We start from the raw sequence: 26,889 nt of genomic DNA, 5'->3' as shown, positions 1-26,889 counted from the left end.
GGCGCACTGTGCACCCGCCTGCGAGGAAGGACGGTCCCGCCGATGAGCGAGGTCTCGTTGCCCGACGCCCTGCCCGGGGAGATCGGGACGGCCGAGTGGGCCACGTGGGGCAGGACGCACGCCGTCACCCCCCGGCACGTCCTGCGCCCGTCCTCGGTGGCGGAGCTCGCCGAGGGCGTGGCCGCCGCCGCACGGCGGGGCCTGGGCGTGCGCGCCGTGGGCTCCGGCTGCAGCTTCTCGGCGCTGCCCCTGGCGCCCGAGGTGATGGTCGAGCTCACCGCGCTGACCGGGCTCACCGCGGTGGACGTCGAGCAGCGCCGGGCCACGGTCCTGGCGGGCACCACGATCCGGGCGCTCAGCAAGGAGCTGGACGCCCACGGCCTGGCGATGACCAGCCTGCCGGACAGCGACTGGCAGACGATCGCCGGCGCGGTCTCGACCAGCACCCACGGCACCGGCCTGGCCTTCGGCTCCCTCTCGGCCCAGGTGGTGGCCCTGACCCTGGTCACCGCCCGGGGCGAGCTCGTGGAGTGCTCCGCCGAGCGGCGCCCCGAGCTGTTCCAGGCGGCGCGGGCCGGGCTGGGCGCCCTGGGGGTCCTCGCGAGCGTGACCCTGGCCTGCGAGCCGGCGTTCCGGCTGCACGCCGCCGAGATCCGGGAGCCGCTCGGCCAGCTGGTGGACAGCGTGGGGTCGCGGATGGCCGGGGCGGACCACTTCGAGTTCTACTGGATGCCGGGGACCGCCACCGCCCAGACCCGCATCCTCACCCGGCTGCACAAGCTCCCGGACTCCTACACCCGGCCCGGCTCCCCCGTGGCGCGCACCGTGCGCCGGATCGACGACGTCCTGCTGCGCAACACCCTCACGGCCGGGCTCAACCAGCTGGCCACGGCGCTGCCGCGCTCCACGCCCGGGCTGAACCGGGTCGACGCCCTCACGAACAGCCCGCGGCAGTACAGCGACCTCTCCTTCCGGGTGTTCACCGTCCCGCGCCGGGTCCGCTTCGTCTCCACGGAGTACGCGCTGCCCGTGGAGGAGCTGGGCGTGGCCTTCCGGGAGCTGCAGACGCTCGTCGAGCGCCGCGGCTACGCCTTCTCGCTGCCCGTGGACGTGCGCTGCTCCGCCGCCGAGGACGCCTGGCTCGCGCCCGCCCACGGCCGGGACACCGCCTGGATCGCGCTGCGGCAGTACTGGCGGCGCTACGACCCGAAGGTCTTCGCCGCGGCGGAGGAGATCTTCGTGGACCACGGCGGGCGCCCGCACTGGGGCACCGTGCACACCCGGGACGCCGCGTACCTGCACGCGGTCTACCCGCGCTTCCAGGACTTCCTCGACGCCCGCGCCGCCGCCGATCCGGACGGGGTCTTCCTCAACGACCACGTCCGGGGGCTGCTGGGGCTCTGACCCTCCCGGACGGCGCCGGCACCGCCCCCGGGACGCGCGGAGGGCCGCGTCCTGCTCGGGCAGGACGCGGCCCCGGGGCCCGTTCGGCTCAGACGGTCGAGGAGACCGGCTCGGGCGCGCCCTCCCGGGAGACGCTGACCATCTCCTCGCGCTCGACCACCTTGACCCGCTCGCGCGGGTTGCCCTCGGCGTCGTGCGAGGACTGGCCCAGCCCCTGCTCGTACTCGTCCAGGGCCAGCCACCCCTCCCACGTGGTGTACTCGACGCCGCGGGCCTCGAGCACCTCGTTGACGGATTCGGGGTCGGGGCGGGTGGCGCCGGGCAGCACGGGGCGGTCCTCCAGCAGGTGGGTGACCGTCTCCAGGGCGTCGGACTTGGTGGCGCCGATCAGCCCCACCGGTCCGCGCTTGATCCACCCGGTGGCGTAGAGCCCGTGCAGCACCGTGCCGTTCTCGGCCAGGACGCGGCCCTCCACGTTGGGGATCACGCCGCGGCCGTCGTCGAAGGGCAGCTCCGGCAGCCGGGAGCCCAGGTAGCCGACGGCGTGGTAGACGGCCTGCACCGGGTAGTCGACGTACTCGCCGGTCCCGGACACGGAGCCGTCCCCGTTGAGCCGGGTCCGCTCCATGCGCAGCCCGGTGACCCGGCCGTCCTCGCCCAGGACCTCGCGGGGGCTCTGCAGGAAGTGCAGGTGCAGGCGCCGGGAGGCAGTCCTCGGGGAGTCGTCGGCCCGCCACTTCTCGAGGGTCTTGACCATCACCTTGACCTGGTTGTTCTCGGCGATGGCCTGCTCGGAGCCCTCGTCGTAGTCGAAGTCCTCGTCGTAGACGACGATGTCGACGTCGCGCGACTTGGCGAGCTCGCGCAGCTCCAGCGGGGTGAACTTCACCTGGGCGGGGCCGCGGCGGCCGAAGATGTGCACGTCCGTGACCGGGGAGGCCTTCAGGCCCTGGTAGACGTTGCCGGGGATCTCGGTGACGAGCATGTCGTCGGCGTGCTTGGAGAGCACCCGGGCGACGTCGAGGGCCACGTTGCCGTTGCCGATGACCGCGACCTCCCGGGCCTCGAGCGGCCAGGTGCGCGGGAAGTCCGGGTGCCCGTCGTACCAGGCGACGAACTCGGCGGCGCCGTGGACGCCCTCGAGGTCGTTGCCGGGGATGTTCAGCGGGGCGTCGTAGACGGCGCCGGTCGCGAAGATCACCGCGTCGTAGTGGGCGCCGAAGTCGGCGAGGGTCAGGTCCCGGCCGAACTCCACGTTGCCGAAGAAGCGGATGTCGCCGCGGCCCAGGATGGCGCGCAGCGCGGTGATGATGCCCTTGATGCGGGGGTGGTCGGGGGCCACGCCGTAGCGGATCAGCCCGAACGGGGTCGGGTAGCGGTCGAACAGGTCGATGCTGACCTCGAGCTCCCCGTTCTTCACGGGCTCGGACTTGGTGAGCATGTCCGCGGCGTAGATGCCGGCCGGGCCGGCGCCGATCACGGCGACGCGCAGGGGGCGGGTGGTGGTGTCAGCCACAGGGTTCCTTTCGATTGCGCGCACGGCGTGCACCGCGCGCGTCGTAGACCGGGTCCAAGTTTAGTGAAGTCGCCCCAGGATCTCCTGGGTGAGGATGCTCACGACCGGTGGCCGAGCAGCCCCCGGCCGCGCAGCAGCCGGCGTTCCACGGGGTTGAAGAACAGCAGCTCCACGAGGATGCCGACGGCGAGGATCGACAGGACCGCGACCATCACCACCGCCATGTTGGAGACGGTGCGGCCCTGTTCCAGCAGGGAGCCCAGGCCGAAGCCGATCGAGCCGCCGATCGCGATGAGCTCGGCCCCCATCAGCGAGCGCCAGGAGAAGGCCCAGCCCTGCTTGAGCCCGGCGACGTAGCCGGGCAGGGCCGCGGGGAGCACCACCTTGCTGGCCATGGTCCAGCCGCGGGCCCCGAGCACGTGCCCGGCCCGGCGCAGCTGGGGCGGGATCTGGTCCACCCCCGCGAGCATGCCGTTGACGATGGACGGGATGGCGCCCATGAGCACCACGAAGTACACGGTGGCGTCGGAGAGCCCGAACCAGATGATCGCGGCGGGCACCCAGGCGATGGAGGGCAGCACCTGCAGGCCCGAGATGATGGGGCCCACGGCGTCGCGCAGGGCGCGCCGCTGGGCGATGAGCAGCCCCAGCGGCGTGGCCACCGCCGCGGCCACCAGGAAGCCGCTGATCCCCCGCCACAGGCTCGTGCCGAGGGCGCCCAGGACCGTGCCGTCGGCGAGGAGCGCGGCGAACTGCCGCCCGACGTCCAGCGGGCCCGGCATGACGTCCGGCCGGGGGCCGAGGAGGGCGACGAGCAGCTGCCACAGCAGCAGCCCGGCCAGCAGGGCGACCAGCGGCGGGGCCACCTTGGTGCGGAAGACCACCCCGGCCGGGGTCCTGCGCGTGCGCTCGGTCTGCAGGGCGTCCAGGCCGGCGAGCTCCTCGCCGGCGCCGTCCCGCCCGGCGGGCGGCACCGGGAGCGGCCCGGAGGCCGTGCGCTCCGGCGCCCGGGGCGCGCGGGGCGGGGCCGGCGGCGCGGCCGGGACCTCGGGCGGGGCGGTGTCATTTCGCATGGCGGCTGATCTCCTCACGCAGACGTGCGGTGATGGTGCGGGTCAGCTCGGCGAGGGTGTCGTCGAGCGACTGGGCGCTGCCCTCGAAGCCGTAGGACTCGGGGTCCTTCCACGGCCGGGTGTCCCACTCCTGGACCACCTGACCGGGGCGGGAGGACATCAGCAGCACCCGCTGGCCCAGCCGCACGGCCTCGGCGACGTTGTGGGTGATGAACACGATCGTGCGCCCGGTGGCCCGCCACACGCGCAGCAGCTCCTCGTGCAGCAGGTCCCGGGTGATGGCGTCCAGCGCGGAGAACGGCTCGTCCATGAGCAGGACCTCCCGCTCCTGGGCCAGGGCCCGGGCCAGGGCCACGCGCTGGCGCATCCCGCCCGAGAGCTCGTGCGGGCGCTTGTCCGCCGCGTGCGGCAGCCGGACCAGCTCGAGCAGCTCCTCGGCCCGCGCCCGCCGCTGCGCGGCGGGGACGCCGCGCAGCTCCAGGGCGAGCTCCACGTTGCGCCGCGCGGTGAGCCACGGGAACAGCGCGGCGTCCTGGAACATCAGGGCCGCTCCCTCCGCGGGGACGGTCACCGAGCCGGCGGTCGGCTCCTCGAGCCCGGCCACGATGTTCAGCAGCGTCGACTTGCCGCAGCCCGAGGCGCCGAGCAACGCGACGAACTGCCCGCGCTCCACGTCGAGGTCCACGTCCTGCAGGACCGGCCCGTCCTCGGGGGAGAAGCTCTTGCCCAGCCCCTGCAGCCGGATCGCGGTGGTGGTCGCGGTGCTCATGAGCGCTCCTCCGAGCCGTCGCGGACGCGGTCGAGGGCCGTGGTGTCCACGAGGCCGTCCAGGGAGGCGTCGTCCGTGGTGCCCGCCGCCACGCCGTCGGCCAGCAGCTGGGGGTAGGCGTCCGCGAGGGGGTCCGTGGTCCACTCGATCGCCTCGAGGGCGCCCGCGACCGTCTCCTCGGGCAGGGTCTCGGTCTGCGCCCGCTCGAGGCCCCGGTTCAGGGTCGAGGCCAGCAGCGCGGGGTCGTCCTCGTGCTCGTCCAGCCAGTCCACGGACCGCTGCAGGCCCCGCACGAGCTCCTCGACCGTTCCCGGGTGGCGCTCGAGGTAGTCCTTGCGCACCACCAGGACGGTGGTGGGATAGCGCCCGTCCGCCCAGAGGTCGCGCTCGTCCACGAGGACCCGGGCGCCGTCCTGCACCGCGCGGGTGGCCCACGGCTGGGGCAGCCAGGCCCCGTCCACGCGTCCCTGGCGCAGCATGGAGATGGTCTGGCCGTTGGCCATGGGGGTGATGGCCACGGCGCGCCCACCGTCGCCGTCCGCCTCGTAGCCCTGCTCGGTGAGCCAGGTGCGCAGGGCCACGTCCTGCGTGCCCCCGTACTCGGGGCTCGCGACGGTGCGCCCGGCCAGGTCCTCGGCGCTCGTGACGCCAGGGCCGACCACGAACTGCGCCCCGCCGGACGCCGCGCCCGCGACCACGGCGAGCGAGCGGCCCTGGGAGCGGACGAAGGAGTTGATCGCGGGGTTGGGGCCCACGAAGGCGGCGTCGATCGACCCGGCGTTCATGGCCTCCACCGCGGTGGGGCCGCTGTTGAAGACCTGGGTGGACAGCGTCGTGTCCCCCAGCTCCTCCGCGAAGTCGCCGTTTTCGAGCCCGACGAGGGCCGGTCCGTGCGTGAGGTTGCCGAAGTAGCCCAGCCGCAGCTCGGCCGCGTCGGAGGTCTCCACCGCGGTCCGCTCCCAGGCCGCCAGCGTCCCGTTGGCGCGCAGCACGGTGGCGGCGACCGTCAGGGCGGCCAGGAGGGCGAGGGCGGTCAGCACCAGCGGCCAGCCCGGGCGACGGCGGCCCGCGGCGGGGCGCCCGCCGTCGCCGGCCGTCACCGTGGTGAGGGCCGGCGGCTGCTGCCGGTCCACCTCAGGCGTCCCGCACGAGTCCGGCGGCGAGCGTGTTGCCGGTGGCGGGGTCGACGAGCAGGAAGGCGCCGGTGCGCCGCAGCCGGTCGTACGGGTCGACGGGCAGCGGGGAGGCCAGCCGCAGCCGGACCCGTCCGATGTCGTTGAGCTCCAGGGTCGCGGCGTCCCGCAGCTCGAGCTCCTCGAGGTCCAGGCGCCCGTCGAGGTCCTGCACCATGGCCTGGACCGTGGCGGCGCCGTGCTTGACGAGCACGCGGGCGCGCGGCTGCAGGGGTCGCTCGCCGAGCCAGGCCACCGAGGCGACCAGGTCCCGGGTGGGCTCCGGGAGCTCGTCGTCGGCGCTCGCGAGGAGGTCGCCGCGGGCGATGTCGATGTCGTCGGCCAGCCGCAGCGTCACGGACAGCGGGGCGGCGGCCTCCGGGAGCTGCTCGCCGGGCAGGGGCGCGCCCGGGGCCGGGGCGGTGCCGGCCACGTCGATGCCGGTGACCGTGGTGCGCCGCCCGGCGGGCAGCACCACGACCTCGTCGCCGACCGCGACCGTGCCGGAGGCGATCTGCCCGGCGTAGCCGCGGTAGTCGCGCAGGGCCTCGGCGTCCGCGCCGGGCGCCGTGCCGCCCTGCGGGCGGATGACGTACTGGACGGGGAGGCGGAAGGGGCGGGCGGTGCCGCGCCCGGACTCGTCGACCGTGGGCAGCTCCTCGAGCACGCGCAGCAGCGGGCGCCCGGTGTACCAGGGGGTGCGCCCGGAGGGCTCCACCACGTTGTCGCCCTCGAGGGCGGAGACGGGCACCACGTGCACGTCCTCGATCCCCAGCCGGGCGGCGATGCCGGTGGCGTCGGCGGCGACCCGGTCGAAGACCTCCCGGTCGTAGTCGACGAGGTCGATCTTGTTCACCGCGACCACCACGTGCGGGACGCGCAGCAGCGAGACGACGGCCAGGTGCCGGCGGGTCTGCTCGACCACCCCGTGCCGGGCGTCCACGAGCAGCACGACGGCGTCGGCCGTCGAGGCCCCCGTGACCGTGTTCTTCGTGTACTGCACGTGGCCGGGGCAGTCGGCGAGGATGAAGGAGCGGCGGTCGGTGGCGAAGTAGCGGTAGGCCACGTCGATCGTGATGCCCTGCTCCCGCTCGGCGCGCAGCCCGTCGGTCAGCAGGGCGAGGTCGAGCCGTCCGGTGCCGCCGCCGAAGCCGCGCTCGGCCGAGGTGCGGCCCACGGCCTCGAGCTGGTCGGCGAGGATCGCCTTCGCGTCGTGCAGCAGCCGGCCCACCAGGGTGGACTTGCCGTCGTCGACGGACCCGGCGGTCGCGAAGCGGAACAGCGAGCCGGGGTCGATGGTCGGGACCTGCTCGGCGGCGGAGGCCTGCGGGGTCACGGTGCTGGGGGAAGTCATGTCTAGAAGTACCCGTCCTTCTTGCGGTCCTCCATGGCGGCCTCGGAGATCCTGTCGTCCGCGCGGGTGGCCCCGCGCTCGGTCAGCGTGGACACGGCGACCTCGGCCACCACGTCGGCCACGGTGCCCGCGTCGGAGAGCACCGCCCCGGTGCAGGACATGTCGCCCACGGTGCGGTAGCGCACGCTGCGCCGCTCGACCGCCTCGGCGGCGGAGGGGGCGGAGAACTCGCCCACGGCCATCCACATCCCGTCGCGGCGGAACACCTCGCGCTCGTGGGCGTAGTAGATCGGCGGCAGCTCGATGTTCTCCCGCTCGATGTAGCGCCAGATGTCCAGCTCGGTCCAGTTGCTGATGGGGAACGCCCGCACGTGCTGGCCGGCGGTGTGCCGGCCGTTGTAGAGGTTCCACAGCTCGGGCCGCTGGTTGCGCGGGTCCCACTGGCCGAACTCGTCGCGCAGGGACAGGATCCGCTCCTTGGCGCGGGCCTTGTCCTCGTCGCGGCGGCCGCCGCCGAACACGGCGTCGAACCGGTTCTCGGCGATGGCGTCCAGCAGGGGCACGGTCTGCAGCGGGTTGCGGGTGCCGTCGGCGCGCTCGAGCAGCCGGCCGTCGTCGATGTAGTCCTGCACGGACGCCACGACCAGCCGGATGCCCAGCCGCGCCACGGTGCGGTCCCGGAAGTCGAGGACCTCGGGGAAGTTGTGCCCGGTGTCCACGTGCAGCACGGGGAAGGGGATCCGGCCCGGCCAGAAGGCCTTGGCGGCCAGGTGCAGCATGACCACCGAGTCCTTCCCGCCGGAGAACAGCATGGCGGGGCGGTCGAACTCCGCCACGACCTCGCGCAGGATGTGGATGGACTCGGCCTCGAGCGCGTCGAGGCTGCTGTGCACGCCGGCCTCCGCGGGGGCCGGGGCGGTGCTGGGGGTGGTCACGTTCGCCTCCGTCGTCGTGGGTGCGCTCACAGGTGGATCCCGCACTCGATCTTGTCCTGGCCGGACCAGCGGCCCGCGCGCGGGTCCTCGCCCGGTGCGGTGGGACGGGTGCAGGGGGCGCAGCCGATGGAGAGGTAGCCCTCCGCCATCAGCGGGTTCGTCGGGATTCCGTGGTCCTGCGACCACTGGACCAGCTCGTCGAGGGTCCAGCGGACCATCGGGTTGACCTTGACGAGCTTGTGCGTCTCGTCGAAGGTCACCATCGGCGCGTTGGTGCGGGTCCAGGACTCGTCGCGGCGCACGCCGGTGAACCAGACCTCGTAGCCCTCGAGGGACTTCTTGAGCGGGGCCACCTTGCGGATCGCGCAGCACAGGCCGGGGTCCCGGGCGAAGAGGTCCTTGCCGTGCTTCTCGTCCTGCTCCGCCACGGTGAGCTCCGGCAGGGCGTCGACCACGGTGATGTCGAGCATGTGCGCCACGGCGTCGCGGGTGCCGATGGTCTCCGGGAAGTGGTAGCCGGTCTCCAGGAAGAGCACGTCCACGCCGGGCAGCTGCTCGGCGACGAGGGCCGGCAGCACGGCGTCGGCCATCGAGCAGGCCACGGTGACGTTGCGCAGGTCGAAGTTCTCCGCGACCCAGCGGATCGCCTCTTCCGTGGACGCCTCGCCGGCGGCGGGCACACGGCCCTCGGCGTCCAGCTCGGCGTGCAGCGCGGCGGCGCCCTCCGCCGCGAGCGCGCGCAGCTGCTGCTCGTCGCGCAGCGCGGGGCGGGTGCCCGTGTCGGTGCTGGTCATGCGAGTTCACTCTCCTCGACCCGGTGGGTCCACTCGGCGAAGGTCTCGTGCTCGGTGCGCTGGGCCAGGAAGCGACGGACGAGCGTCTCGACGTAGTCGGCCAGGTCGTCCTGGAACACCTTCAGGCCGCGCACGGTGCGGCCCAGCCCGGCCTCGGCCCGGTCGTCGGCGGCGAGCCCGCCGCCCAGGTGCACCTGGTAGCCGGGCTTCTGCCCGCCGTCCTCGGTGGGCAGCAGCTGGCCCTTGAGCCCGATGTCCGCGGTCTGGATCCGGGCGCAGGAGTTGGGGCAGCCGTTGACGTGCATCGAGATCGGGTGGGGCAGCTCCACGCCGTCGAGCCGCCGCTCGAGCTCGTCGATGGTCTCCGAGGCGGTCTGCTTGGTCTCGACGATCGCGAGCTTGCAGAACTCGATGCCGGTGCAGGCCACCGTCGAGCGGCGGAACGCGGAGGGCCGCGCCTGCAGGTCCAGGGCGTCGAGGTCGGCGACGGCGCTCTCGACGTCGCCCTCCTCGATGTCGAGGAGCACGAGCTTCTGGTGCGGGGTGGTGCGCAGCCGGTCGGAGCCGTACTTCTCCATAACGTCGGCAAGCTCCAGAAGCTTCCGCCCGGAGACGCGGCCCACGCGCGGGGCCACGCCGATGTAGTACCGGCCGTCCTTCTGCCGGTGCACGCCGATGTGGTCGCCCGGGGCGGCGGCCTTCTCGGGCGCGGGCCCGTCCGCGAGCTCGTAGCCCAGGTACTCGTCCTGGAGCACCTGGCGGAACTTCTCGGGGCCCCAGTCGGCCATCAGGAACTTCAGGCGCGCGCGGTTGCGCAGGCGCCGGTAGCCGTAGTCGCGGAAGATGCTGGTGACCCCGGCCCACACCTCGGGGGCCTGCTCCTCGGTCACGAAGGCCCCGAGGCGCTCCCCGAGGCGCGGCACCACGGACAGGGCGCCGCCGACCCACAGGTCGTAGCCCGGGCCCAGCTCGGGGTGGACCACGCCGACGAGCGAGATGTCGTTGATTTCGTGGACGACGTCGAGGGAGGGGTGGCCGGTGATCGCCGTCTTGAACTTGCGCGGCAGGTTGGAGAACTCCGGGGAGCCGATCCAGGTGGACTTGATCCGCTCGATCACCGGGGTGGGGTCGATGATCTCGTCCTCGGCGATCCCGGCCAGCGGGGAGCCCAGGAGCACGCGCGGCACGTCGCCGCAGGCCTCGACGGTGTCCAGGCCCGAGTCCTCGAGCCGCCGCCAGATCTCGGGGACGTCCTTGACGTCGATCCAGTGGTACTGGATGTTCTGCCGGTCGGTGATGTCGGCCGTGTCCCGGGCGAAGTCCGCCGAGATCTGCCCGAGCACGCGCAGCTGCTCGCGGGTCAGGGCCCCGCCGTCGAGCCGGACGCGCATCATGAAGTACTTGTCCTCGATCTCGGCGTCGGACAGGGACCCCGTCTTCCCGCCGTCCACGCCCGGCCTGCGCTGGGTGTAGAGCCCCCACCAGCGGAACCGCCCGTGCAGGTCCTGGGGGTCGATCGAGTCGAAGCCCTCCTTCGAGTAGACCTCCTCGATGCGGGCGCGCACGTTGAGCCCGTCGTCGGCCTGCTTGAAGACCTCGTTGGGGTTGAGGGGCTCGCGGCCGTCGACCTTCCACTGCCCCTCGGGCTTGGGCTTCCGGGCAGCGCGGGGCGCACGGGTCGTCTGAGTCATGCCCTCGATTGTTCGCGGCTCGCCCCGGACAGTCACGCCGACCGTCACAAACCGCCATGAACGGACCTGACGTGACACAGAGCTGGACACCGGAGCCGGGATGTGCAATAGGGTTCGGGTGTCCTCAGGCGGTGGGCCGGCCCCCGGCCAGCCGGGCCGCGGCGTCGTCGACGTGCTCGGCGTCCACCAGGACGTCGTAGGCGTCGGCCTCGAGGCCCTGGACGCTGCGGAAGTCGCGGCGCCCGCCGGTCGCCGCGTGGCCCACGAGACCGAGGACCAGGCCCCAGACGGCGCCCAGCGCCACGCCCCACAGCACCACGGACAGCCAGCCGCCCACGGTGAACAGGCCCAGGAGCAGCCCCACGAACAGGCCCAGCCACGCCCCGGAGGCCATGCCGTAGAGGGCGGCCCTCCCGTTGGTCATCCGGCCCGTGACCTGCTCGACCGAGCGCAGCCCGGTGCCGACCACGCGCACGTGCTCGACCGGGAACCCCGCGTCGGAGAGGGCGTCGACGATCTGCTGCGCCTCGGCGTAGGTGGGCACCGTCCGCAGCACCCGGAAGTTGCCGGAGGAGGTGGGAGGGATCGATGAGGGCTGGGTCATGGCTCTACTCCTGTTCCGTCGTGCTGGGCGCGGGGTCCGGCGCCGCACGCGCGGTGCGGCCGCCGCCAGGTGCAACGGGATCCGCCGGGCGCCTGTTCCGCCCGGCGGGGGGCGGCGTCGTCCCGGTCCGGGTGCGCACCGCGACACCGCCGGGCGGGACCGGTAATGTTCCCCCGGTGGCACGCGGATCCGGCCGCTGCTCCGGGGCCGCCGTCGAGCCCGCCCTGTCCCGTCGAGTGCCCTTAGGACCGCCATGGCATCCTCCGCCTCCGTTCCCACGGAGACCCCCTCCCGTCCGCCGCGCAACGGCCTGGACCGCTTCTTCCGGATCAGCGAGCGCGGCTCCTCCGTGACCGGCGAGGTCCGCGGCGGCGTGGCCACGTTCATCGCGATGAGCTACATCGTGGTCCTCAACCCGCTGATCCTGGGCTACGGCCCGGACGGGGCGGGCAACACCCTCGGCGCCGAGCGGGTCGCGGCCGTCACGGCGCTCGTGGCCGGTGTCATGACCATCCTGATGGGCCTCGTCGCGCGCTCGCCGTTCGCGATCGCCACCGGCCTGGGGGTGAACGCGTTCCTGGCGGTGACGATCGTGACCACCCCGGAGCTGACCTGGCCGCAGGTGATGGGGCTGGTCGTGTGGGCGGGCGTGATCATGTTCGTCCTGGTGCTCACCGGCTTCCGCACCGCGGTGTTCAACGCCGTGCCGCCGTCGCTGAAGACCGCGATCGTCGTGGGCATCGGGCTGTTCATCGCCCTGATCGGCTTCGTGAACGCCGGCTTCGTGCGCCGCATCCCGGACGCCGCCGGCACCACCGTGCCCGTGCAGCTGGGTGACGGCGGGACGCTGCTGGGCTGGCCCATGCTCACCTTCGTCGTGGGTCTGCTGCTGACCGTGGCCCTCATGGTGCGCAACGTCCGCGGCGCGATCCTGATCGCCGTGGTCCTCACCACGGCCCTCGCCCACGTGCTGGAGGCGGTCGTCCCGTCCGGCTCCTCGGTGGAGAGCCCCACCGGGTGGTCGCTCGTGGTGCCCGCGGCCCCCACGTCCTTCGTCGCCCTCCCGGACCTCTCCCTCGTGGGCGCGGTCGCCCCGCTGGAGGCGTTCCGCAGCCTCGGCGCCCTCGCGGCGCTGCTGCTGGTCTTCACGATCCTGCTCTCGATCTTCTTCGACGCGATGGGCACCATGGTGGGGCTCTCCCAGCAGGCCGGCCTGGTGGGCCGCAACGGGCAGATCGAGAACGTGGACCGGGTGCTGCTCGTGGACGCCGCGGGCGCGATCGCGGGCGGCGCGGGCTCCGTGTCCTCCAACCAGATCTTCGTGGAGTCCTCCACCGGCATCGCCGACGGCGCCCGCACCGGCCTGGCCAACGTGGTCACCGGCGTGCTGTTCCTGCTCGCGATGTTCATCACGCCCCTGGTCAACGTGGTGCCGTTCGAGGCCGTGGCCCCGGCCATGGTCGTGGTCGGCTTCCTCATGGCCAAGCAGGTGGTGCGCATCGAGTGGGAGGACTGGGGCCTGGCCGTGCCGTCCTTCCTGACCTTCGCCGTCATGCCCTTCACGTACTCGATCGCCGACGGCATCGGCGCCGGCTTCGTCTCCTACGTCTTCATCCGCCTGGTGCAGGGCCGCGGCCGCGAGGTCCACGCGCTGATGTACGTGGTGGCCGCGGCCTTCGTGGTGTTCTTCGGCAAGGGCGTGGTGGAGGGCTGGCTCGCCTGACCGGCTCCTCCTCCCCCCGCTCCCCCCGCGGGCTGCGGCCGCGCGCGGGGCGGGGGAGGATGGGGGCATGATCGACGACGACGCCCGCTGCCCGTGCGGCACCGGGGAGAGCTACGGCGCGTGCTGCGGGCGCTTCCACCGCGGCCGCACCGCGCCCACCGCCGAGCTGCTGATGCGCTCCCGCTTCAGCGCCTTCGCCGCCGGGGACGAGGCCTACCTGCTGGCCACCTGGCACCCCGGCACGCGTCCGGGCTCCGTGGCGCTGGACCCGGACGTGGACTGGTACCGGCTCGACGTGCACGCCGCCGACGGCGGCGGGCCCTTCGCGCGCGAGGGCCGGGTGGAGTTCAGCGCCCACTGGCGCGACGGCTCCGGGGGGCGCGGCCGGCAGCGGGAGAGCTCCCGGTTCGTGCGCGAGGACGGCCGGTGGTTCTACGTGGACGGCAGCCCCGCCTGAGCCGGCCGGCTCAGGCGTCCTCGAGGTCGGCCAGCACGCAGAACTCGTTGCCCTCCGGGTCGGCCAGCACCACCCACGTCACCTCGGGGCCCTGCCCCACGTCCACCCGGCGCGCCCCGAGGGACTCCAGCCGCGCCACCTCCCGGTCCTGGTCGGTGTCCGCCGCCCGGAGGTCGAGGTGTAGCCGGTTCTTGGCGGTCCTCGGCTCCGGCACGAGCAGGAAGTCCAGGTGCGGGCCCGTGCCCGCCGCGGGCGCGATCCCCACGTAGCCCTCGGCCTCGCCGTGGACCACGTAGTCCAGGGCGGCGCACCAGAAGCGGGCCAGGGCCGCGGGGTCGCGGCAGTCGACGACGACGGAGGACAGGGTGCTGGTCATGGGCCCAGCCTAGGCCCGGGGCCGCCGCCGGGAAAGGCGCTGCAGGAGCGGGCGGGCGCGCTGGAGGACCGGCCAGTACGTGCCCGGGAACAGCCGCGCCACCAGGTCCGGCAGCACCGCGCTGGGGGCCACCAGCAGCCGGCCCCGGCGCCGCTCCACCGCCCCCAGGATGTCCGCGGCCGCCCGCTCGGCCGGATAGCTCAGCAGCGCGGCGAAGTCCTCGCGGCCGGCCGCGGCCTGGGCGGCCGGCACGCCGGCCGGGGTGCGGGCGGACTCGGCGATCCGGGTCCGCACCCCGCCGGGGTGGACCACGGTGACGCCCACCCGCCCGGCCAGCTCGTGGCGCAGCCCCTCCGTGAAGCCGCGCAGGGCGTACTTGCTGGCGGAGTAGGCCACCTGCCCGGGCGGGGCGATGAGCCCGAACAGGCTGGAGAGGTTGACGAGGTGGCTGCCGGGGGTGGCGAGCAGGGCGGGCAGCAGCCGGCGGGTGAGGACCACCGGGGCCCGGAAGTTGATGTCCATGAGGCGGTCGAACTCCTCGGCGGAGACCTGCTCGAAGGTGCCGCCGAGGGCCACGCCGGCGTTGTTGACGAGCAGGTCGATGCGCGGGTGTTCGGCCAGGATCCGCTCGGCGACGCCGGGCAGCGCGGGAAGCTCGGCCAGGTCCGCCACCACGGTGGACACCCGCAGCTCCGGGTGCCGCCGGCGGATGGTGCCGGCGACGCCCTCGAGCCCGGCCTCGTCCCGGTCGAGGAGCACCAGGTGGGTGCCGCGGGCGGCGAGACCGTGGGCCAGCTGCTCGCCGATGCCGCCGGCGGCGCCGGTGAGCACCGCGGTGGCGCCGGGGAAGCGGAAGGGTGCGGAGGGGGACACGGGCTGCTCCTGGGACGAGGGACGAGGGACACGGGACCGAGGAACGGGACCGGGCTCCAGTGTGGGGCGCGCGCCCCGGGCCGGGTTTGACCTGCCGCGACAGGAAGTTGACGCCGCGCGACACGCTCAGCCGGTGCGGACCGCCCTGCGGCGCACGTCCCGCGGCGGGGCGCCCCACCAGCGGCGGGCGCACCGGGTCAGCGCCGAGGACTCGGACAGGCCCACCAGCCCGGCGATCCGGCCCAGCGGGACGTCCGTGGCGGTGAGCCAGCGCAGCGCCGCGCTGCGCCGGGCCTCGTCCAGGACCGCGCCGAAGGTGGTGCCCTCCTCCGCCAGCCGGCGCTGGAGGGTGCGCGGGTGCAGGTCCAGGACGCGGGCCACCGCCTCCAGCTCCGGGGCGGCGGTGCCCAGCAGCTGCACCAGCACCCCGCGGACCCGCGGCGCCCACGCCGAGCCCGCCCCCGGGATCTGGGCGTCGAGGAAGGCCAGCGCCACCTGCCGCACGCCGGCGTCCCCGTGCAGCGGCCGGGCGAGCGTGCTCATGGGGATCCGCAGCAGGACCTCGGGCCGGCCCGGGCGCACCGGCACGCCGAAGAACTCCTCGTAGACCCGCAGCGGCGCGGCGGGGCGGTGGTCGAGCTCGACCGTGCGCAGCCCGTAGCGCCCGCCGGCCAGCGAGGTGAGGGCCCGGTGCAGCAGCCCCAGCCCGAGGTCGGTGCCCTGCGGGCTGCCGTCCCGGGCGGCAGGGGCGGGCCCGCCGTAGCGCACGGCCGTCACCCCCCGGGCGCCGTAGGGGTCCTCGACCAGCGCGAGCTCGAGCGAGGGGGCGTGCACGAAGAGGTAGCGGGAGACGCACTCCAGGGCGTCGCGCACCGTCTCGGAGTGGCGGGCGGCGAGCGCCAGCGGGCCCAGCACGCCCGGGTCCTGGCGGGCGGCCACCCGCAGCCCCAGGTCGGGGCAGGCCAGCTCCCGGGCGGCGGCCTCCAGCACCCGCCCGACGGCCCGCTCCGGGACCATCAGGTCGTCGGTGTCCAGGGCGGCCCGGGGCAGGCCGGCGGCGTCGGCGAGCGCCTCGGCGTCGCCCCCGAGCTCGGCGACCGCGGCGCGGAAGCCGCGCAGCCCCGCGGATCGGATGACGGACATGTCGCCCAGGGTCAAGCAATCGTCGTGCAGCGTCAAGTGCGGCCGGGCGCCGTGGGAGATCCTGGAGCCATGTCAGCCACTTCCCCCCTCCCCGAGGACCCCGCCGGGGCGGAGCACCGCGACGTCGTGGTCGTCGGCGCGGGCCTGTCCGGCGTCGGTGCGGCCTACCGCCTGCAGACCGAGTGCCCGGGGCTGTCCTACGCCGTCCTGGAGGCGCGCGCCGGCATGGGCGGGACCTGGGACCTGTTCCGCTACCCCGGCGTCCGCTCCGACTCCGACATGTTCACCCTGGGCTACTCCTTCAAGCCCTGGCGGGACCCGCAGTCCATCGCCGACGGCCCGTCGATCCTCGCCTACATCCGGGAGACGGCGGCGGAGTTCGGCATCGACCGGCACATCCGCTACCGCACCAGGGTGGTCTCGGCCGACTGGTCCTCCGCGGACGCCCGGTGGACCCTGGGGCTCGAGCAGCGCGACGACGAGGGCGGGCTGCGGAGGGACACCATGACGTGCTCCTTCCTGTACTCCTGCGCCGGGTACTACGACTACGAGCAGGGGCACGACCCCGTGCTGCCGGGGATCGAGGAGTTCGGGGGCCGGGTGGTGCACCCGCAGTTCTGGCCCGGGGAGCTGGACTGGAGCGGGCAGCGGGTGGTGGTGATCGGCAGCGGCGCCACGGCGGTGACCCTCGTCCCGGCCATGGCCGCGGACGCGGCGGGCGTGACGATGCTGCAGCGCTCCCCCACCTGGATCAGCGCCGTGCCCGGCCGGGACCGGCGCGCCGACGCCCTGCGCAGGAGCCTGCCCCCGGCCCTGGCCCACCGGCTGATCCGGGCCAAGAACATCCTGTTCAGCACGGCCGTCCACCAGTTCTGCCGGCGCCGCCCGGCCGCGGCGCGGGCGTTCTTCACCTCTCGGGCCGCGCGCGTCCTGGGCTCGGAGGAGCTCGTGGCCGAGCACTTCACCCCGTCCTACGACCCCTGGGACCAGCGGCTGTGCGCCGTGCCGGACGCGGACCTGTTCACGGCCCTGCGGCGGGGCCGGGCCGACGTGGTCACCGACACGATCGACACGTTCGTGCCCGAGGGCATCCGGCTGAGCAGCGGCCGGGTCCTGGAGGCCGACGTGGTGGTCACCGCCACGGGGCTGAAGCTGCTGCCCTTCGGCGGGATCGCCCCCACCGTGGACGGCGTCCCGGTGGAGCTGTCCGAGCAGTTCGTCTGGAACGGCGCCATGCTCACGGGCGTGCCCAACTTCGCGCTGTGCATCGGCTACACCAACGCCTCGTGGACGCTGCGGGCGGACCTGACGCACCGCCTGGTCTGCAAGGTGCTCCGGCACCTGGCGCACCACCGCGCCGCCGCCGCCGTGCCCCGGGCCGCCCCGGGCATGACCGGGCACCCCCTGCTGGACCTCAGCTCCGGCTACGTCCGGCGCTCCATCGACGCGTTCCCCCGCCAGGGCGACTCCCACCCGTGGCGGGTGCGGCAGAACTACCTGCTGGACTCGGCGACCACCCTGCGCACGCCGCTGTCCCGGACCCTCGAGCTGATCCCCCACCCCGCCGCCCGCGGCGCGGCCGCACCCCGGGAGACCCCCGCATGACCGAGCAGCACCCCTCGCGCCCCGCCGCCCCGGGGGCCACGACGACGGTGCAGGTCGCCGGCCGGCCCGTGCGCATCCGCCTCTCCGGGCCGGAGGAGGCCCCGCCCGTGGTGCTGCTGCACGGGATCGGGCGCAGCCTCGAGGACTGGTCGGCCGCCCACGAGCTGCTCGCCCGGGACCACCGCGTGCTGAGCACCGACCTGCCCGGCTTCGGGCTGAGCCCCGCGGGCCCGGAGAAGCCGGGGCTCGGGGCGTTCGCCCGCGCCGTGGTCGGGGTGCTCGACGCGGTGGGCGAGGAGCGCCCGGTGCACCTGATGGGCAACTCGCTGGGCGGAGCCGTGGCCATGACCGTGGCCACGGAGCACCCGGAGCGGGTGGCGAGCCTGCTGCTGGCCAACAGCGCCGGGTTCGGCCGGGAGGCCAACGTCTCCCCGCTGCCGATGCTCTGGGCCGCGCTGTCCCGCCTGCCCCTGGTGGGCCGCCGGTTCCGCCCGCTGGCCCGGGCCGCCGCGGTGCGCTCGAACCGGAACTGCTTCTTCGACCCGGCGCTGGCCACGCCCGAGCTCCTCCGGCACGCGGCGCGGGTGGGCGCCCAGCCGGACTTCCGGGCGACCTTCCTGGGCACCTACCGCAGCATCGGCCTGCCGGTGGTGGGGGTGCTGCCCGGCTGGCGCCGGGCCCTGCTTGAGCGGATCCGCGCCTCCGGGCTGCCCGTGCTCGTGCTGTGGGGCGAGGCCGACGCCGTGCTGCCGGCCCACCACGCCGAGGCTGCGGCCGCGGCCCTGCCCGAGGCCCGCCTGCACGTGTTCCCGGACACCGGGCACATGCCGCAGATCGAGCGGACCGCGGAGCTGGTGGCGCTGGCCCGGGAGTTCGTGGCCTCCGCCGAGGGGAGCCGCGCGGCCTCCTGAGCGTGCGCGGCGGCCGAGGGACGGCCGCCGGGGCACCGGGCGCCGCGCGCCACCGCGCCCGCGCCCGCCTCCGCACCCGGCCGGGGCTGCTGGTACAGTTCAGCCGCCGGCACGCGCACGTGCCGGCCTCGACTGCGGCGAGGGGGTCCGCACACAGGACGGAACGGGTGGGCCTGCCCATGGTGGATTCGATGTCGGCGGGCACGCGCTCCGTGCAGCTGGAGGACCTGCTGCTGGCCTCCGAGGACCTCACGGAGTTCCTCCAGCAGTTCGTGCGCAGCACGGCACGGCACCTCGCGGAGGGCGCCGACGACCTGTGGTGCTCGGTCACCCTGCTGCGCGGCGCCGCCGCGGCCACGGTGGTGGCCAGCCACGGGCGGGCCGCCGCCCTGGACGAAGTCCAGTACGCCTTCGGCCGCGGGCCGTGCCTGAGCGCGGCGGACCGGCACCGGGTCGTGCTGCTGGCCGACACCCGCACCGACCGGCAGTGGCCGGCCTACAGCCGGGCGGCCGCCCAGCACGGGGTCCGCTCCGTCCTGGCCGCGCCCTTCACGCTGGAGGACCGGGCCCGGGCGGCACTGAACGTCTACTCCGGGACGCTGCGCCCGTTCGACGCCCCGGTCACCGCGGCGATCGAGCGGGAGGTCGAGCTGGCCTCCCGGGCCCTGCGCCTGGCCCTGCGCCTGGCCCGGCACCGGGAGACGCAGACCGACCTGGCCGCGGCGATGGCCTCGCGCACCACGATCGACATGGCCATCGGCCTGGTGATGGCCCGCCAGGGCTGCACCCAGGACGACGCCGTGGCCCTGCTGACCGCGGCCTCGAACCACCGCAACGTCAAGCTGCGCGACGTCGCCGCCGAGCTGGTGGCGGCGGCCAACGACGGGCCGACCAGCACGCACTTCAACCCGTCCGTGCCGCCGGCGCGGCGGCCCCGTCCCACCCCGTCCCCGGCGGGCGAGAGCGTGGTCTGAGCCCCCTACGGCGCGGCGGATCCCGCCCGGCGCCGGCGATGGCCGTCCCGGGCGGTGCCGCCGAACTCGCCGACCGGGGTCTCCCCCGCCTCGGGTGCGGCCGGTGCCGGCCCCGGCCCCGTCAGCTCCGGGGCGGGGTGGGACCGTCGTCGTCGTGGAAGACGTCCTCGACCGGCCGGCCGAAGAACCGCGCCAGGGCGAGGGCCACGGACAGGGACGGCTCGGAGCGGCCGTTCTCCACCGCGTAGATCGTCTGCCGGGAGACCCCCACGGCGATGGCCAGCTGTCCCTGCGACAGCGTCCGGGCGGCCCGCAGCGCCTTCAGCTCGTTGCGCACCTGACACCACCTCCTCGGACACCCTCGTCGGTTACCAAGCAAGCTTAGCGGCTTCGGCGGCGCACTGCCGAGCACGACCCGGCGGTGGCCGGCGCGTCCCCGGGTCCCGCGGCGGGGCGCGTCACGGAGCGTGCGGCGCCCGCGGCGGGGCGTCGTCGCGGCGCGGCGGCGTCCCGGCGACGAACGAGCGGGCCCAGGCCGCGTCCTTGTACTGGGCCGGCACCGCCCCGCCGAGCAGCTCCCGGCCGAGCGCGGCCGCCGCGGGCGAGCCCGCCGCCGGCAGCGGCACGGCGGAGGCGGCCAGCACGATGTTGCCGTAGCGGCGGCCCTTGAGCATCGCCGGGTCGGCCACGGCGCCGACGTGCTCGAAGACCTCGGACAGCGCCGCCAGCTCGGCCCGGGCCCCGGCGAGGTCCCGGGTGTCCCCGCAGTTGAGCACGTACAGCCCGTCCGGGGCCAGCACGCGCGCCACGTGCCGGGCGAACTCCACGGTGGTCAGCGGCGCCGGGGTCGTGGAGCCGGCGAACACGTCCCGGACCACCACGTCCCGGGTGGCCGGGGTCAGCGACTCCGTGACGGCGCGGGCCTCCCCCACCCGGATCCGCAGCCGCGGGGCGCGCGGGAGGTCGAACCACTGCCGGACCAGCTCGGCGAGCCGCCCGTCGAGCTCCACGACGACCTGCCGCGCCTCCGGATAGGCGTGGGCGAGGTACCGGGCCATCGAGCAGGCGCCCCCGCCCAGGTGCAGCACGCGCAGCGCGGAGGGGTCCAGGTGCGCGCCGACGTGGGCGTGGACGAGCGCGGCGATCCAGCGCATGTACTCGAAGTCCAGCCGTTCGGGGTGCTGCGGGTCCACGTGGGAGGAGGGCACCCCGTTGACGTGCAGCACCCAGGAGCCGGAGGCGTACTCGTCGGGCACCAGCTCGGCGGTGCCGGTGGAGATCTCGTAGCTGCCGGCCGCGGGGCCGCCCGGGGCGGCGGGCTCCGGCGCCCGGCGCCCGCGGCGGGCCGCGCGGCTCACGCCGGGCCCGTCCGCACCATCCGGTGCATCCGCTGCCCGGTCCACGGCCCGCCGGCGGGAAAGGACTCGTCCCGGGCGCGGAAGCCGTGCTTGGCGTAGAAGTGCTCGGCGCGGTCGTTGCCGTCCATGATCCACAGGTAGGCGTCCGCGGGCCCGAGCGCGGCCTCCAGCAGCGCGGCGCCCAGGCCGGTGCCGTGCGTGGCGGCGAGGGTGTAGAGCTGGAACAGCTGCCGGGGGACCACCGGGGCGGGCACCCCGGCGCGGGCCTCCCACGCGGCGGGGGCCGGTCCGGCGGAGACCAGCCCGAGGGCGGCCCCGTCGTCGTCGAGCGCCCAGAGGGTGCGCACGCGCGGATCGGCCAGCAGAGCGCGGTCGTGGCCGGCCGTGCGGTCGGCCGCGTCGCGCTGCCGGTCGGCGAAGGCGTCGCCGAAGAGCGGGCGGTAGGTCTCGTCGAGGCAGCGCCGGTGCAGGGCGGTCCACGCGGAGGCGTCGGCGGCGCCCGCGGGGCGCACCCGCACGGCCGGGGCGGCGCGGGTCAGGACTCGATCGCCTGCCGCCGGATCGCGGCCTCGAGCCGCTCCACCTTGCCCGTCAGCTCACCGGTGCGGCCGGGACGGATGTCGGCCTTGAGCACGAGGGACACCCGGGGCCCGTAGGCGCCGACGGCCTCGGTGGCGCGCTTGACGACGTCCATGACCTCGTCCCACTCGCCCTCGATCGTGGTGAACATGGCATCGGTCTCGTGCGGCAGTCCGGAGTCGCGGACCACCCGGACGGCGGCGGCGACGGCGTCGTGCACGGAGCCGGTGGCGTCGGAGCCACCGGACGGGGAGACGGAGAAGGCAACCAGCATGCCCCCAGTCTCCCACCCCGGGGCGCCCCCGGAGAACCCCGCGCCGCGACGACGACGGCCGCGCCGCCCCGACCCGTCCCGCAGCGGGGAGCGCCCCGGCCGCCGGGCCGGGCGGACCCTAGACTGGGGCCAGCACGTCGGTCCCGAGCCCGCCCACCGGAGGACGCCACACCATGACCCAAGGCATCTACGTCAGTGCCATGACGCCGCAGTCCGGCAAGTCGCTCGTGGCCCTCGGGCTGGCCGACTCGCTGTTCCGCAGGACCGACCGGCTGGGCTACTTCCGGCCCGTCCACCTGGGGCGGAGCCCGGCGGAGGACCCCATGGTCCAGCTCGTGCAGCGCAACTTCGACCTCCCCGACGAACGGTGCCGCGGCGGGCTCTCGCTGGCCCGCACCCGGGAGCTGCTCGCGGCCGGGGACCACGACGAGCTCGACTCGATGGCCGTGAGCGTCTACGGCGAGATGGCCCGGCACTGCGACGTGATCGTGGTGGACGGCACCGACCTGCTGGCGCACAACGCGGCCACCGCCGAGTTCGACATGAACGCCCGGATGGCCAACAACCTGGGCGCCTCGGTACTGGCCGTGATCGGCGCGGACGAGTCCGAGTCCCCCGAGGACGTCCTCAACGCGATCGAGGTCACCCGCTCGGAGCTCCACCAGGCCCGGTGCGACATCTTCGCCGTCATCGTCAACCGGGCCCGGCCCGAGTGGGTCGACCGGCTCACCGCCAACGCCTCCCGGGGCGCGCGCGGGCTGCCCGTCTACGTGATCGCCGAGAACGCCGCGGTGGCCGCGCCCACCGTGGCCGAGCTGCGGGACCGGCACGGCTTCGGGGACGGGCCCTCCGCCGTCTCCCTGGACCGCGACGTCAAGGGCGTGAAGATCGCCGCGATGACGGTGGCCCACTACCTCGAGCAGCTCGCCGACGGCGACTTCGTCATCACGCCGGGGGACCGCTCCGACATCGTCGTCGCGTCCCTGGCCTCCGCCCTGTCCCCGGCCCTGCCCGCCCCCTCGGGGATGCTGCTGACCGGCGGCTTCGGCACCGAGGGGCGGATCCACGAGCTCACCGCCGCGGCGCCGTTCCCCGTGCTCACCACGGGACTGGACACCTACAGCGCCGCCCGCGCGGTCTCCCGCTCCCGCGGCACCCTCTCGGGGGCGCATCCGCGCAAGGTCGCGGCCGCGCTGGGCGAGTGGGCCCGGCGCGTGGACGAGGAGGAGCTGGTCAGCCGCCTCGGCCTGCCGCGCCCGCTGCGGCGCACACCGCTGCGCTTCCTGCACGAACTCGTCGAGGCGGCGCGCACGCAGCGCAAGAACATCGTGCTGCCCGAGGGCGAGGACCCCCGGATCCTGCGCGCCGCCGAGATGATCCACCGCCGCAACTTCTGCGACCTCACGATCCTCGGCGACCCCGCCAGGATCGCCGCGCTGTGCCAGACGGAGGGCATCAACCTCGACTTCGACGACGAGGGGCTCACGCTCATCGACTTCGAGCACGACGAGGCGCTGCGCGAGAAGTACGCCGGCGAGTACGTGCGGCTGCGCGCCCACAAGGGCGTGCAGCCGGAGGCGGCCCTGGAGCGGATGCTCGACGGCTCCTACTTCGGCACCATGATGGTGCAGATGGGGGACGTGGACGGCATGGTCTCCGGCGCCGCGCACACCACGGCCAACACCATCCGCCCGGCCCTGGAGTTCGTGAAGACCACCGAGGGTGTGCGGATCGTCTCCTCCGTGTTCTTCATGCTCCTCGAGGACCGCGTGCTGGTCTACGGCGACTGCGCGGTCAACCCGAACCCGGACGCCCAGCAGCTCGCGGACATCGCGCTCGCCTCCGCCCGCACCGCCCGCCAGTTCGGGGTGGAGCCGCGGGTGGCGATGCTGTCCTACTCCACCGGCGGCTCCGGCTCCGGCCAGGACGTGGACAAGGTCCGCGCGGCCACCGAGATCGTGCGGGCGGCGGACCCCGACCTCGAGGTGGAGGGCCCCATCCAGTACGACGCCGCGGTGGACGCCTCGATCGCGGCCTCCAAGCTGCCCGGTTCGACCGTGGCGGGACGGGCGACGGTGTTCGTCTTCCCGGACCTCAACACCGGCAACAACACCTACAAGGCCGTCCAGCAGTCCGCCGGGGCCGTGGCCGTGGGCCCGGTCCTCCAGGGGCTGCGCAAGCCCGTCAACGACCTCTCGCGGGGGTGCACCGTGGACGACATCGTCAACACGGTGGCGATCACCGCGATCCAGGCCCAGCACCTGTGAGCCGGCACCCCGCCGCCCGCCCCGACCGCCCCGCTCCCGACCGCCCCGGAAGGCCCACCATGCTCGTGCTCGTCGTCAACTGCGGCTCGTCCTCGCTGAAGTACCAGGTCCGGGAGCTGGAGCCGGGCGCCGACGGCGGCACCGTGCTCACGTCCGGGCTGATCGAGAACATCGGCAGCTCCCGGATCCAGGACCACACGCAGGCCCTCGAGCTGCTCGCCGGGCGCCTCGGGACCGAGCTGGACGGGCGGAGCGTCGACGCCGCCGGCCACCGCGTGGTGCACGGCGGCGAGCGGTTCTCCGCACCGGTGCTCGCGACCCCGGAGATCATCCGCGACATCGAGCGGCTCGTGCCGCTGGCGCCGCTGCACAACCCCGCCGCGGTCCTGGGCCTGCGCGCCGTGCAGAGGACCTGGCCGCACCTGCCGCAGGTGTGCGTGTTCGACACCGCCTTCCACCGCACCATGCCTGAGCACGTGTGGCGCTACGCGGTCCCGGAGCGGTTCTACGAGCAGTGGGGGATCCGCCGCTACGGCTTCCACGGCACCTCCCACGACTGGGTGACCGGGCAGGCCGCCGCGTTCCTGGGGATCCCGCGCGAGCAGTTCCGCGCCGTGGTCGCCCACCTCGGCAACGGCGCCTCCGTCACGGCGATCCGGGACGGCCGGTCCTACGACACCTCGATGGGCTACACGCCCCTGGCCGGGCTCGTGATGGGCACCCGCACCGGGGACCTGGACCCCTCCGTGGTCACCGCCGTGCTGCGCCGGGACCCGGGCATGACCCCCGAGCGGCTCGACGCCGTGCTCAACAAGGAGTCCGGGCTGCGGGCCGTGGCCGGGGACCACGACATGCGCGCGGTCCAGGAGGCCGCCGACCGCGGCGACGAGCGCGCCGAGCTGGCCCTGGAGATGGCGGCCTACCGCCTGGCGAAGTACGTGGGCGGCTACCACGTGGCCGTGGAGGGGGCGCAGGCGCTGGTCTTCACCGCCGGGATCGGGGAGAACGCCGCACCGTTCCGGAAGCGGGTCTGCGACCGGCTCGGCGCCCTGGGGGTCCGGCTCGACGACGACGCCAACGCCGCCCGCTCCCGCGAGACCCGGCGGATCTCGGCCCCCGGCTCGGCGCTCGAGGTGCTGGTGGTGCCCACCGACGAGGAGCAGGCGATCGCCGCGGCCACCGCGGCGCTGGTCGCCGGCTGAGCGGACCGGGACACCGGGCGCCGGCGCGGGAGCGCCCCGCCGTGGCGCGGGGCCGAGCCGCCGCCGGCGCGGGACGCCCGCCCTTGACGGGGCCGCGGCGGAGGTGTCTGCTGAGGACACGGCTCCGCGGACCGACGCACCGGGCCGCACCGACGGCGAGGAGGATCCATGACCGCCCGTGACCGCTTCTTCCTCGACAAGTCCGACCCGGACTCCTGGCGCGCCCTCAACGGGCTGGCCGGCACGGTCGCCGACGCCGCCGAGGCGGCGGGGATCCCCCGGGCGGTGCTCGAACTGGTCAACGTGCGGATCTCCCAGCTCAACGGGTGCGCCTACTGCCTGGACCTGCACGTCCGCTACGCCGTGAAGGCCGGGGTGAGCTCCCAGCAGCTCGCCGTGCTGACCGCCTGGCGGGAGGCCGAGGCCCTGTACTCGGAGCTCGAGCGCTCGGCGCTGGCCGTCGGGGAGGCGGCCACGGTCCTGCCCGAGGAACCGGAGCGCACCGCGGAGCTCGCCGCGGCCCGGGCGGCGCTCACCGACGAGCAGTTCTCGGCGCTGCAGTGGGCCGCGGTGACGATGAACGCGTTCAACCGGATCTCGATCCTCTCCCGCCATCCCGTCCGCCCGCGGGGCGCCGGCAGGGCGGCCCCGGCGACGGTGCCGGCCCCGGCCACCCCCGCCCCGGCGCACGTGCCCGGGAGCGGGGCATGACCAACCTGGACGCGCACCCCGAGGAGGTCGTCTGCGCCGAGGGCGGGGGCGGCCCCCAGCTGCTCCCGCCGCGGGACGTGCCGCTGGGCGGGCCCCGGGCGATGACCGTGCGCCGGACCCTGCCCCAGCGCCGGCGCAGCCTGATCGGCTCCTGGTGCTTCCTGGACCACTACGGCCCGGACCCGGTCGCAGCGTCCGGGGGGATGCGGGTGGCCCGGCACCCGCACACCGGCCTGGCCACGGTGAGCCTGCTCTTCACCGGGGCGATCGCCCACCGGGACTCCGCCGGGTACCGCGCGACCGTGCGCCCCGGCGAGGTCAACCTGATGGTCGCCGGGCGCGGGATCTCCCACCAGGAGTTCTCGACCCCGGACACCGGGCTCCTGCACGGGGTGCAGCTGTGGTACGCGCTGCCGGACCGGACCCGGCACACGGCCCCGACCTTCGAGCACTACGCCCCGGAGCCCGTGCCCGGGCCGGGCAGCCTGCTGCGGGTGTACCTGGGGTCCCTCGCCGGGTCCGTCTCCCCGGTGCGGACCCACACCCCGCCCCTGCTGGCCGCCGAGATCGCCCTGGACGCCGGCGCCCGGCTGGAGCTGGCGGTGGACCCGGCCTTCGAGCACGGGGTGCTGCTCGACGCCGGCGACCTCGCCCTCGACGGGGCCCCGGTGCCGGCGGACCACCTGGCCTACCTGCCCCCGGGCCAGGGGCGCCTGCTCCTGGAGGCCGGGCCGCGGCCGGTGCGGGCACTGCTGATCGGCGGGGAGCCCCTGGGCGAGCAGATCGTGATGTGGTGGAACTTCGTGGGCCGCAGCCACGCGGAGGTCGCCGCCTACCGGGCGGCCTGGCAGGCCGAGATCGGGGCCGAACCGGCGCCGGACGGGCGGGCCGACCCGCGGTTCGGTCCCTATCCGGAGGGACAGCCCGCTCCCCTGCCGGCCCCCGCCCTGCCCACCGTCCCGCTGCGCCCGCGCGGCTGAGCCCCGGACCGCGGGCGCCGCGGAGCGCGGCACGACGACTCGCCGGTCCCTTCGCGGCCGCGGACGGTCCGGCGGGCGGGATCAGCGGATAGGTTTCGGGGTGGGCCCTGGACCGGGCTCGTCCCGCCGTGAGGAGCCGACCGC

Annotated in this window: 26 protein-coding genes; 10 read left to right on the top strand and 16 right to left on the bottom strand. The window is 75.0% G+C overall.

Annotation, left to right across the window (positions count from 1 at the left end):
* The first annotated feature begins 42 nt into the window (after positions 1 to 42).
* On the top strand, positions 43 to 1,404 hold the full coding sequence (locus ACWCOM_RS13150) for a D-arabinono-1,4-lactone oxidase (protein WP_454549192.1): 1,362 nt from the start codon (positions 43 to 45) through the stop codon (positions 1,402 to 1,404).
* 88 nt (positions 1,405 to 1,492) lie between these two features.
* Here the strand turns inward: ACWCOM_RS13150 and ACWCOM_RS13145 are convergent, their stop codons facing one another.
* The 9 genes from ACWCOM_RS13145 to ACWCOM_RS13105 all read right to left on the bottom strand — a co-directional run bounded on the left by ACWCOM_RS13145 (position 1,493) and on the right by ACWCOM_RS13105 (position 11,312).
* A complete protein-coding gene (locus tag ACWCOM_RS13145) occupies positions 1,493 to 2,920 on the bottom strand; it encodes an FAD-dependent oxidoreductase (protein ID WP_454549191.1) in 1,428 nt (475 codons plus the stop codon).
* 98 nt (positions 2,921 to 3,018) lie between these two features.
* Positions 3,019 to 3,993 (bottom strand): ABC transporter permease, encoded by a 975-nt coding sequence (locus ACWCOM_RS13140; RefSeq protein ID WP_454549190.1) that lies wholly within the window; start codon positions 3,991 to 3,993, stop codon positions 3,019 to 3,021.
* Complete coding sequence (locus tag ACWCOM_RS13135) at positions 3,983 to 4,762, bottom strand: ABC transporter ATP-binding protein (RefSeq protein WP_454549189.1); 780 nt, start codon at positions 4,760 to 4,762, stop codon at positions 3,983 to 3,985. Before ACWCOM_RS13135 ends, ACWCOM_RS13140 begins: the two co-directional genes overlap by 11 nt.
* Positions 4,759 to 5,895 (bottom strand): ABC transporter substrate-binding protein, encoded by a 1,137-nt coding sequence (locus tag ACWCOM_RS13130; protein ID WP_454549188.1) that lies wholly within the window; start codon positions 5,893 to 5,895, stop codon positions 4,759 to 4,761. The genes ACWCOM_RS13135 and ACWCOM_RS13130 overlap by 4 nt, the downstream gene beginning before the upstream one ends.
* Position 5,896: 1 nt before the next feature.
* Positions 5,897 to 7,288 (bottom strand): sulfate adenylyltransferase subunit 1, encoded by a 1,392-nt coding sequence (locus tag ACWCOM_RS13125; protein ID WP_454549187.1) that lies wholly within the window; start codon positions 7,286 to 7,288, stop codon positions 5,897 to 5,899.
* 2 nt (positions 7,289 to 7,290) lie between these two features.
* The gene (gene cysD, locus ACWCOM_RS13120) at positions 7,291 to 8,223 is read right to left on the bottom strand and encodes a sulfate adenylyltransferase subunit CysD (RefSeq protein WP_454549186.1); all 933 of its coding nucleotides are present in this window, start codon (positions 8,221 to 8,223) and stop codon (positions 7,291 to 7,293) included.
* Between the two features lie 26 nt (positions 8,224 to 8,249).
* Positions 8,250 to 9,017 (bottom strand): phosphoadenylyl-sulfate reductase, encoded by a 768-nt coding sequence (locus ACWCOM_RS13115; protein WP_454549185.1) that lies wholly within the window; start codon positions 9,015 to 9,017, stop codon positions 8,250 to 8,252.
* Complete coding sequence (locus tag ACWCOM_RS13110) at positions 9,014 to 10,708, bottom strand: nitrite/sulfite reductase (RefSeq protein WP_454549184.1); 1,695 nt, start codon at positions 10,706 to 10,708, stop codon at positions 9,014 to 9,016. The genes ACWCOM_RS13115 and ACWCOM_RS13110 overlap by 4 nt, the downstream gene beginning before the upstream one ends.
* A gap of 124 nt (positions 10,709 to 10,832) precedes the next feature.
* Positions 10,833 to 11,312, bottom strand: a complete 480-nt coding sequence (locus ACWCOM_RS13105; RefSeq protein WP_454549183.1) for a general stress protein — start codon at positions 11,310 to 11,312, stop codon at positions 10,833 to 10,835.
* A 253-nt stretch (positions 11,313 to 11,565) separates the two neighbouring features.
* Between ACWCOM_RS13105 and ACWCOM_RS13100 the strand changes: the two genes are divergently transcribed.
* Both ACWCOM_RS13100 and ACWCOM_RS13095 read left to right on the top strand, forming a co-directional pair.
* Positions 11,566 to 13,035 carry an NCS2 family permease gene (locus ACWCOM_RS13100; RefSeq protein ID WP_454549182.1) on the top strand — a complete coding sequence of 490 codons (1,470 nt, stop codon included), beginning with the start codon at positions 11,566 to 11,568 and terminating at the stop codon, positions 13,033 to 13,035.
* A gap of 67 nt (positions 13,036 to 13,102) precedes the next feature.
* Positions 13,103 to 13,492, top strand: coding sequence for a YchJ family protein (locus ACWCOM_RS13095; protein ID WP_454549181.1), 390 nt, complete (start codon positions 13,103 to 13,105; stop codon positions 13,490 to 13,492).
* Positions 13,493 to 13,502: 10 nt separating this feature from the next.
* Here the strand turns inward: ACWCOM_RS13095 and ACWCOM_RS13090 are convergent, their stop codons facing one another.
* The 3 genes from ACWCOM_RS13090 to ACWCOM_RS13080 all read right to left on the bottom strand — a co-directional run bounded on the left by ACWCOM_RS13090 (position 13,503) and on the right by ACWCOM_RS13080 (position 15,884).
* Positions 13,503 to 13,868 carry a VOC family protein gene (locus ACWCOM_RS13090; protein ID WP_454549180.1) on the bottom strand — a complete coding sequence of 122 codons (366 nt, stop codon included), beginning with the start codon at positions 13,866 to 13,868 and terminating at the stop codon, positions 13,503 to 13,505.
* Between the two features lie 9 nt (positions 13,869 to 13,877).
* Positions 13,878 to 14,741 (bottom strand): SDR family NAD(P)-dependent oxidoreductase, encoded by an 864-nt coding sequence (locus ACWCOM_RS13085; protein WP_454549179.1) that lies wholly within the window; start codon positions 14,739 to 14,741, stop codon positions 13,878 to 13,880.
* A 126-nt stretch (positions 14,742 to 14,867) separates the two neighbouring features.
* Positions 14,868 to 15,884, bottom strand: coding sequence for an AraC family transcriptional regulator (locus ACWCOM_RS13080; protein ID WP_454549178.1), 1,017 nt, complete (start codon positions 15,882 to 15,884; stop codon positions 14,868 to 14,870).
* A 69-nt stretch (positions 15,885 to 15,953) separates the two neighbouring features.
* Between ACWCOM_RS13080 and ACWCOM_RS13075 the strand changes: the two genes are divergently transcribed.
* From ACWCOM_RS13075 to ACWCOM_RS13065, 3 genes are all read left to right on the top strand, one after another.
* Complete coding sequence (locus tag ACWCOM_RS13075; RefSeq protein WP_454549177.1) at positions 15,954 to 17,489, top strand: flavin-containing monooxygenase; 1,536 nt, start codon at positions 15,954 to 15,956, stop codon at positions 17,487 to 17,489.
* Positions 17,486 to 18,400 carry an alpha/beta fold hydrolase gene (locus ACWCOM_RS13070; RefSeq protein WP_454549176.1) on the top strand — a complete coding sequence of 305 codons (915 nt, stop codon included), beginning with the start codon at positions 17,486 to 17,488 and terminating at the stop codon, positions 18,398 to 18,400. The genes ACWCOM_RS13075 and ACWCOM_RS13070 overlap by 4 nt, the downstream gene beginning before the upstream one ends.
* A gap of 179 nt (positions 18,401 to 18,579) precedes the next feature.
* The gene (locus ACWCOM_RS13065; RefSeq protein ID WP_454549175.1) at positions 18,580 to 19,374 is read left to right on the top strand and encodes an ANTAR domain-containing protein; all 795 of its coding nucleotides are present in this window, start codon (positions 18,580 to 18,582) and stop codon (positions 19,372 to 19,374) included.
* Positions 19,375 to 19,495: 121 nt separating this feature from the next.
* Here ACWCOM_RS13065 and ACWCOM_RS13060 read toward each other — a convergent pair whose 3' ends face one another.
* From ACWCOM_RS13060 to ACWCOM_RS13045, 4 genes are all read right to left on the bottom strand, one after another.
* The gene (locus ACWCOM_RS13060) at positions 19,496 to 19,711 is read right to left on the bottom strand and encodes a helix-turn-helix transcriptional regulator (RefSeq protein ID WP_454549174.1); all 216 of its coding nucleotides are present in this window, start codon (positions 19,709 to 19,711) and stop codon (positions 19,496 to 19,498) included.
* A 121-nt stretch (positions 19,712 to 19,832) separates the two neighbouring features.
* The gene (locus ACWCOM_RS13055) at positions 19,833 to 20,732 is read right to left on the bottom strand and encodes a spermidine synthase (protein ID WP_454549173.1); all 900 of its coding nucleotides are present in this window, start codon (positions 20,730 to 20,732) and stop codon (positions 19,833 to 19,835) included.
* The gene (locus ACWCOM_RS13050; RefSeq protein ID WP_454549172.1) at positions 20,729 to 21,250 is read right to left on the bottom strand and encodes a GNAT family N-acetyltransferase; all 522 of its coding nucleotides are present in this window, start codon (positions 21,248 to 21,250) and stop codon (positions 20,729 to 20,731) included. The genes ACWCOM_RS13055 and ACWCOM_RS13050 overlap by 4 nt, the downstream gene beginning before the upstream one ends.
* 17 nt (positions 21,251 to 21,267) lie before the next feature.
* Positions 21,268 to 21,585 (bottom strand): thiamine-binding protein, encoded by a 318-nt coding sequence (locus ACWCOM_RS13045; protein WP_047802862.1) that lies wholly within the window; start codon positions 21,583 to 21,585, stop codon positions 21,268 to 21,270.
* Positions 21,586 to 21,758: 173 nt separating this feature from the next.
* On the opposite strand from ACWCOM_RS13045, the gene pta reads away from it, so the two are divergent.
* The 4 genes from pta (at position 21,759) to ACWCOM_RS13025 (ending at position 26,745) form a co-directional block, all read left to right on the top strand.
* Entirely contained in the window at positions 21,759 to 23,852 is a 2,094-nt protein-coding gene (gene pta / locus ACWCOM_RS13040; protein WP_454549171.1) for a phosphate acetyltransferase, read from the top strand.
* 59 nt (positions 23,853 to 23,911) lie between these two features.
* Positions 23,912 to 25,054 carry an acetate/propionate family kinase gene (locus tag ACWCOM_RS13035; RefSeq protein ID WP_454549170.1) on the top strand — a complete coding sequence of 381 codons (1,143 nt, stop codon included), beginning with the start codon at positions 23,912 to 23,914 and terminating at the stop codon, positions 25,052 to 25,054.
* 168 nt (positions 25,055 to 25,222) lie between these two features.
* Positions 25,223 to 25,765, top strand: coding sequence for a carboxymuconolactone decarboxylase family protein (locus tag ACWCOM_RS13030; RefSeq protein ID WP_454549169.1), 543 nt, complete (start codon positions 25,223 to 25,225; stop codon positions 25,763 to 25,765).
* Positions 25,762 to 26,745, top strand: coding sequence for a pirin family protein (locus tag ACWCOM_RS13025; protein WP_454549168.1), 984 nt, complete (start codon positions 25,762 to 25,764; stop codon positions 26,743 to 26,745). The genes ACWCOM_RS13030 and ACWCOM_RS13025 overlap by 4 nt, the downstream gene beginning before the upstream one ends.
* Positions 26,746 to 26,889: the final 144 nt, after the last annotated feature.

It is taken from the genome of Kocuria sp. KH4, from assembly GCF_053711175.1.
The sequence above is the reverse complement of the archived record's forward strand: the minus strand, read 5'-3'. Positions and strand labels throughout refer to the sequence as shown.